The 6,891-nt window shown below is 40.8% G+C and carries 7 protein-coding genes; 2 read left to right on the forward strand and 5 right to left on the reverse strand.

From position 1 onward, the window contains the following. The first annotated feature begins 44 nt into the window (after positions 1 to 44). Entirely contained in the window at positions 45 to 1,127 is a 1,083-nt protein-coding gene (locus ACTXGO_RS07920; RefSeq protein ID WP_317199214.1) for a YeiH family protein, read from the forward strand. A 207-nt stretch (positions 1,128 to 1,334) separates the two neighbouring features. Here the strand turns inward: ACTXGO_RS07920 and cspE are convergent, their stop codons facing one another. Next, positions 1,335 to 1,544 (reverse strand): transcription antiterminator/RNA stability regulator CspE, encoded by a 210-nt coding sequence (cspE, locus tag ACTXGO_RS07925; RefSeq protein WP_192524164.1) that lies wholly within the window; start codon positions 1,542 to 1,544, stop codon positions 1,335 to 1,337. Positions 1,545 to 1,782: 238 nt separating this feature from the next. After that, positions 1,783 to 2,205, reverse strand: coding sequence for a YbaN family protein (locus tag ACTXGO_RS07930; protein ID WP_443573972.1), 423 nt, complete (start codon positions 2,203 to 2,205; stop codon positions 1,783 to 1,785). A gap of 331 nt (positions 2,206 to 2,536) precedes the next feature. Here ACTXGO_RS07930 and ACTXGO_RS07935 point away from each other — a divergent pair, with 331 nt between their 5' ends. Continuing rightward, a complete protein-coding gene (locus tag ACTXGO_RS07935) occupies positions 2,537 to 3,370 on the forward strand; it encodes a hypothetical protein (protein ID WP_443543174.1) in 834 nt (277 codons plus the stop codon). Between the two features lie 83 nt (positions 3,371 to 3,453). Here ACTXGO_RS07935 and ACTXGO_RS07940 read toward each other — a convergent pair whose 3' ends face one another. From ACTXGO_RS07940 to ACTXGO_RS07950, 3 genes are all read right to left on the reverse strand, one after another. After that, entirely contained in the window at positions 3,454 to 3,885 is a 432-nt protein-coding gene (locus tag ACTXGO_RS07940; protein WP_317199217.1) for a hypothetical protein, read from the reverse strand. Positions 3,886 to 4,231: 346 nt separating this feature from the next. Continuing rightward, positions 4,232 to 5,539 carry a VWA domain-containing protein gene (locus ACTXGO_RS07945; protein ID WP_443543176.1) on the reverse strand — a complete coding sequence of 436 codons (1,308 nt, stop codon included), beginning with the start codon at positions 5,537 to 5,539 and terminating at the stop codon, positions 4,232 to 4,234. A gap of 249 nt (positions 5,540 to 5,788) precedes the next feature. Next, a partial coding sequence (locus ACTXGO_RS07950; RefSeq protein ID WP_443573974.1) for a GmrSD restriction endonuclease domain-containing protein occupies positions 5,789 to 6,891 on the reverse strand: 1,103 nt, incomplete at its 5' end.

The raw sequence follows: 6,891 nt of genomic DNA on the forward strand, positions 1-6,891 counted from the left end.
GTTAAGTAAATACTAGATCAAGTAAATACTAAGTAAGGCAAATTATGAAGGCGATGAGTCAGACCCTTGGCAGTTATGTCCCCAGCAAACCTCAAGGGTTAGGACTGGTTGTCGTGTTGCTTGGTAGCCTATTTAGTTTATGGCTTGATAGTCGTATCACCATCTGGTCAGAGGGCGCTATAGTTGGCCTCTCGCCCCTCACCCTCGCGATCTTAATCGGTATCGTACTCGGCAATACCATCTATCCGCGTGTTGCCGATAGCTTGAGCGCGGGCGTAAACTTCTCAAAAGGTGAGATTTTGCGTCTAGCGATTATGCTCTATGGCTTCAAGCTCACCCTCACGCAAGTAGCCTCTGTCGGCATGCCTGCCATCATCAGCGATGCTGTAGTACTTACTTCAACATTTCTATTAACCTATTGGCTCGGTACAAGATGGCTTAAAGTCGATAAGCAAACGACAATGCTGATTGGCTCAGGGACGAGCATTTGCGGGGCGGCCGCTGTTATTGCAGCCCAGCCTGTGATTAAAGCTGACGCGCACAAAGTTACTATCGCTGTCGCAACCGTAGTCGTCTTTGGCACAGTTGCTATGCTGCTCTATCCGTTTTTGTATCATTTAGGCTGGCTTGCCCCGTGGCTTAATGCGCAGCAATACGGTATTTATACGGGTTCAACTGTTCACGAGGTCGCGCAAGTCGTCGTCGCGGGCAATGCTATCAATAGCGATGTCGGAGACACGGCAGTCGTGACTAAGATGATACGAGTCATGATGCTCGCGCCTTTTTTACTGATACTCTCTTTCGCTTTGACCAAAGGCAATCAAGCAAGCGGCGATAAGCTCACGCTGATACAGCGTACACGGCAAGTCAAAGTGCCTTGGTTTGCCTTTGTTTTTATTCTTATCGTAATTTTGCACACTTGGGTGCCTATGCCCGATAGCTTTGAGCGGACGATAGTGCGAGTAGATGATCTGCTACTGACGATGGCGATGTTTGCGCTAGGACTGACGACGCATCTAGGCGCTATCAAACAAGCAGGTATCCAGCCGTTGCTACTAGGCGCGATAATGTTTGCTTGGCTGATATTAGGCGGCGGGCTGATCAATATTGGGGTTAGCTTTCTTTGATACTTACAGAGTAAATCCTCTACTCTATTGTTAGCTATAAGGTAGAGGGCGTCTTTATTTATACTAATTGGCAGGTTACGTCGCTAACTACACTCTACAAAGACAACCGGAACCTCTTAAACCTTAAATGTTAGACCAAAAAAAACGAACCCGAAGGTTCGCTTTTTAAACATAGTGTTCTCTATGATTTATCTATAAAAAGATAAATTAGATAGCAACGATGTTATGAGCTTGTGGGCCTTTTTGACCTTGAGTTACAGTGAACTCAACTTCTTGACCTTCAGCTAAAGTTTTGAAACCAGAACCAGTGATTTCGCTGTAATGAGCAAAAACGTCTGCGCCGTTTTCTGGAGCGATAAAACCAAAGCCTTTAGCTTCGTTGAACCACTTAACTGTACCTTTTTGAGTATCTGACATAGTAATAACCTACTTTTTAATTTATTAATGGTCTAAATGACCGGTAACGCTTGCAAATAGCTACTGTACGATAAATATTAAAACGAAGGATTATAACTAATACTACGAGGTAATGATTTGGTGCAGAACTGCTTTTAAGCTTGGGCGTATTATAAGACCCTCTAGATACTAGCGCAAGCCTTATCTCGTATTTTGTGTAACTGGGACTGAGTGCTTGATTTGTTGGACGATGACCCCCTTATTGAGCATTTGGCAAGCGAAATAAATAGATAGCAACGCCCGTACACATCGCCGCAACGACCCAAGCTACCCAAACCATATCCTCTGGCAGGTTAAAAAACAGCATCGTCGTCGATAGCGCCATCATGATAGTCCCAAGCCACTTAGTGTAACGCGGTACGGCATGATTACGCTCCCAATCGCGCACAAACTTACCAAAGTATTTGTGATTGATCAGCCAAAAATGAAAGCGCCGTGAACTACGCGCCCAGCACCCTGCGGCAAGTAGTATAAAAGGCGCAGTCGGCATGACCGGCAGTACTATACCAATAATCCCCAACACAAAAAACACCCAGCCCAGCGTCAAAAAAGTCCAACGCATAGCAGGACTCGCAGACTGATTGGTACGCGGGCGATGATAAAAGGCTTTTTTTTCGCTCATAAGATGACGTCGTTGGGTGATAGAGAGTAAGCCACTAGATAAAAAATTACAGCGATCTATAGAAGCTAATCAGCATGCAATAAAGCCTACCAGAGCACAAGATTATTTTTATAGCTTTATGTTATATCCCGAGCATTAACATCATCTTAGAGGAAGTAATAGGCGCCCAAAAATAAATAGTTTTTTGCGTAAATAATAGTAGGAGAATCCTAAAAACTCATGCATAATTCGCCAGTTACTAGACTATTGTGCTGCGTAACCTGCTCCTTATTATTGATCTTCGCTTTGCTTCCTTTCGCCTCTAACTTTTATGCTGTTTACAAGGATATTCATGGTCACACGGTTCACTCTCCCCTCAGCCAAAGCGCTTACCCTACCCTTAGCCCTTGCCGCTATCACGGTATTTAGTGGCTGTGCAACGACGACAAATCCAGAAGCACGCTCAGCTTATGACAAAACCCAGCAAAACCTAAAGTCTCAGTCAGTTGGTATTATCAGTGACGGTTGTGTACTGCGAGTTGAGGTCGGTAAAGACGATATTATGTATCAAAACTCTGACGCCCTCTCTGTTGCTATTGCCAATACGCTAAAGGAGAGACTCACTGACAAAGGAGTGACTGTAAAAAATATCTCCTCCCCTTTTATTTGTGGCGCTTTGACACAGAAAGAGTTGGCACAAATGGACATTTTGGCTAGTGAAGATGCCAAAGATGTATTGAATACTAGTTACCCTGTACTCAGCTCCAGTAATACCTTTGATGGTGTCACCAATCAAGCGTATTTAAACCTATATATGGCGCTAGTTAATGCTAGTAAAGCCGGCGCAAGCAATATGAAAACAGGTTCATATACACCGCTTAATCTAGACGCCGCCAGCTTAAATGCTATCCGCAAAACTGAAGGTACAAACAAAGTATTCGTCGTTTTAGCCGCGGCTAACAAACAGTCATTTGGTCTAAAACTTGCTGCGGCCTCTACATCGCCACTAGCAGGTGCGATGATCAATAGAGCGCCTGGCAAAGATTACTCGATTCATCTGGTCAATTTAGAAACCAATCAAATTGAGTGGAATAAATTTGGTAAGATTGACTCTGAAGTATTCAAAGCGCCAGTAACGGGTACTATCGCAACCAAAAAAATGCTCGACCCGCTATACCCTGAATAAGCCTATAGCCTTAGCAACAAAAAACCGCTCACAATTCATATTGCGAGCGGTTTTTTATTGGACAACTTTAAGTGCCACAACCTTTATACCAAGATAAGCGCCAATATCGCAAAGACTAAAAAGTAAGCAAAAACGCCACCAATAGCGTATAGCGATTTGATCTCTTTGCCGTCAGCACCGCGCAGTCGAGCCAGCGTATAACCGAGCTTTAGAATAGAAATGGTAAAAAAGTAAAACGCTAAGATAAGTAGTACGATACTAATGGTAAAGATAGCCAAAGAAGATAGCGGGCCAAAAAAGGTCACGGTACCCGGAAACAAGGTTTCGCCCTTGATGATCAGTACCAATAACACTATCGCTACGCCCGACGCTGACGCATGAAAAAACAGCACATCATGAAACGTCGCATCCTTTTTATAAAAACTCGTCTCAATCTCAAAAATATCACCCTTGGCAGGTTTTCTTGGGCGCGAGTCTCTGGCAAGAATTGACTTGTAACTGTTGATGTTACTCACAGTAATCAAAAAGGCGAAAAAGGTTAGGGCAATCCAAAAGACAACATATATATTTATGATAGCGATTACTCCAATACAAATGAGAGAAGGACTTGACTATATCTAGGTATCAAATTTTGTAGTTGTTATTATATCGCTTATAGCGCAATCGATACAGCGCCAATCGATACCGTGGAGACACCCTTATATCTTAGCAGTTTGTAGAGATGCCTTTGTAAAAAAGTGCTGCAATAGATGATGGGGTTGTGTTGGATTGGCTAATCTCACATCAAAATTTTGATATAAAAAATCGCTACGACGAGATGCGGTAACGGTTTTTTGTACTAATCAAGATAAGAAGTTATTTTCATTTCTGTATCAACCCTATCTCACGTGCTTCTTTAAGCCAGCTTGGAAACTCTTCTAGCATATTTTCATATAAAGCTTCTTCGCTAACATCATCCAAATCGTCTAATTCAAAAAAGCTGCAATTATCAAGCAGTCGTCCAGTCATATCATCTAAGTCTTTTAATACGCCGTAACTGCGACCACCCAAACCAACGAATTGCCAGAATATAGGAAGCTTCGCCGCTTCAGTCATGACTCTCGTGATACCGCGATTATCATTCACCCCGCCATCACTGATAAATAGCACGTAGACAGGCACATCTAAGCCGTCTTTTTGATAAAACTCTGTCACGGCTTTCATGACTTCTGCTTCATTGTTGATGCGTGGGCCAAGTGCCCATTTACGCCAGCCACCTTGTACGGTGTCAATAAAATCAGCGTAGTTGTTCAGCCCAACCTCACCTAAATAAGAACAATGCTCACCGAATGCCCAACAGTCTAGTGCTTGGTCGTCATCAAAGCTGACGGCTAATGGCAACAGACGATTGACCACCTCTTGTACGCGACCTTCTTTATATTGGCGATTCATTGAGCCTGTGGCGTCTAATACCAAGGCAACCTTAGCGGTCAACTGCTGTAATTGGCGCTTTTCTAGCGAGATGGTGGCTTTTTTGGCAAGGTTAACTAGCTTTGGCGCTCTTTCTAACATAACCTTTTCTAAAGGGACTTTTAAGGTATTTATTTTAGAAGATTGCGGAGCTGATGAAGCCACAGTGTTATTTTCGTCTTGTGCTACATCACCACCGAAATGCTGCACGATGGCGGCAAGTCCTCCATTAAAACCTTGCGCGACGTTAGATACTCGCCAAACGCCACTTTTACGATAAAGCTGCATTAGCATACTGGCTTGCTGCTGAGCAAAGTCTGCTGCTTGATATTCTGCCTGCGCTTTTTGCGACTGCTGCCAAATGCCAATCTCTAACGATTGAATTTGATTCAGCGGCGTGTCGGCTGATAACACAAAAAACAAGCTGTCTATATTTGCAGCCAGTTTGGATAAATTCACTTCAAAATCGGCTTGGATACCTTTATTCGCTGTTGGCTGCGACTCGTAATGGGTGAGCTTGATTTGCCCGCATGGTGAGGTTGGCTGATTATAAAACACCATGTAATCATCATTGATCAGTTTGCCCGCTTCGTCTAAGGCAAAGCAGCTGATATCAATCTCTATCGGACTTTGGCGAGTGAACTTAAGCGTGATAGGTGCGGTATCGTCAATAGCAAGATTGCTTAAAGGCGCGCGTTGTCCGACGGTAAGATGATTCATAGTGTTCCTTACGTTAGATTTTTATTCCTTTAGGGATAATAGACTAATTACTGACATTAAAAAACTGCTGAAATTCAAGTCTATAATTGTTTCTTACATAAGAATATCTGCTTTAATTACTATACCTAGCACTATATTTGATTAAATCTAAGAAACTTACAAAACAAGCAAGTAAAAATAATATCTCAAGCAATATGAATATCAGCCTTGTAAATATTCTAAAGCAGATCGACTATAATATTTTTAATATTAACTATTGGTTTTAGGTGTTAGTCGGTTTAGCAAATTATCGTAGTAATACTCTGCTAAGCTTCTAGTTCTAAACTCTATATCACTTTCATGCCAATTACCTGAAAAGGTATTAGCAAAATCTTGTGTAAGCATAAAATCAGATTTTTTATATATAGATATTTTATCACTCACCTTCATATTATCTGCTTCTGCGTTCAACTTATTTCCTAAAGGTAGTAAGTTACCAATTTTACCTATACTCTGCTTACTAATAAGCTTTGAATCTTGTGGCTCAATATGTTCAAGAGTAAAAAAGTCTGCAGAAAATTCTTTATTTTCAAAACTAAAGCTTTCTATCTTATTGAAAATATATTGAATCAGCTTTTTGTCTGCTATGTCTTTCTTCAAATACTTCAACTCACAAAACTTTCTAATGAAAACATCTTTTTCGGGAACCTTCTTTATTAACTGCTCTTTCAGATCACTTAAAATAGGTTTGTATTCTATTTTATTTTTAGAATTAAACAAACCTCTAGCACTTCTAGCATATATTTGGTCTAGTCCAGATGCTCTTTGAGAACATATCGCGTTAAAAACGAAGTGAAAGTCTTCCAAGAATGTGATGATGTCAACAAAATCTTTATGTGCTATCACCTTGTCTTCTTTTTTTCTGAACAAAGATATAAAAAATGGCTTCTGCTGAGCAATATTGAAAATTTTAAAAGCCTGAAGTGAGTCATAAACTGATGCATCTTCCTGTCGAGGAAAATCTTCTTTATAAGGAAAAGAGATGACTTTATACATTTTTGAGTCATCATATAATTCAGAAATAAATGTTTCAGGTTTAATCTTACCTTTTTTTAGCTCTCTTTTAAAATTCTTGTACAAAGTATCTTTGCTAGCATTGGAATATCTTGATATCCACCAATGTCTTACATAATTGTCTAAATTCCCAGATCTGGAAGATCTCGAATTAACAATATCATATATAGATTTCCATTTAGTTTTTGCATCATCATCTGGATGTACTGTTTGCATATTTTTAAACAGGGTGTTTTTTATAAGATCAACTGAACTTAAGTCCATACCTCTAGCATTGAGCGTTTCAAATATTGTATAAG

It is taken from the genome of Psychrobacter sp. T6-1, assembly GCF_052258445.1.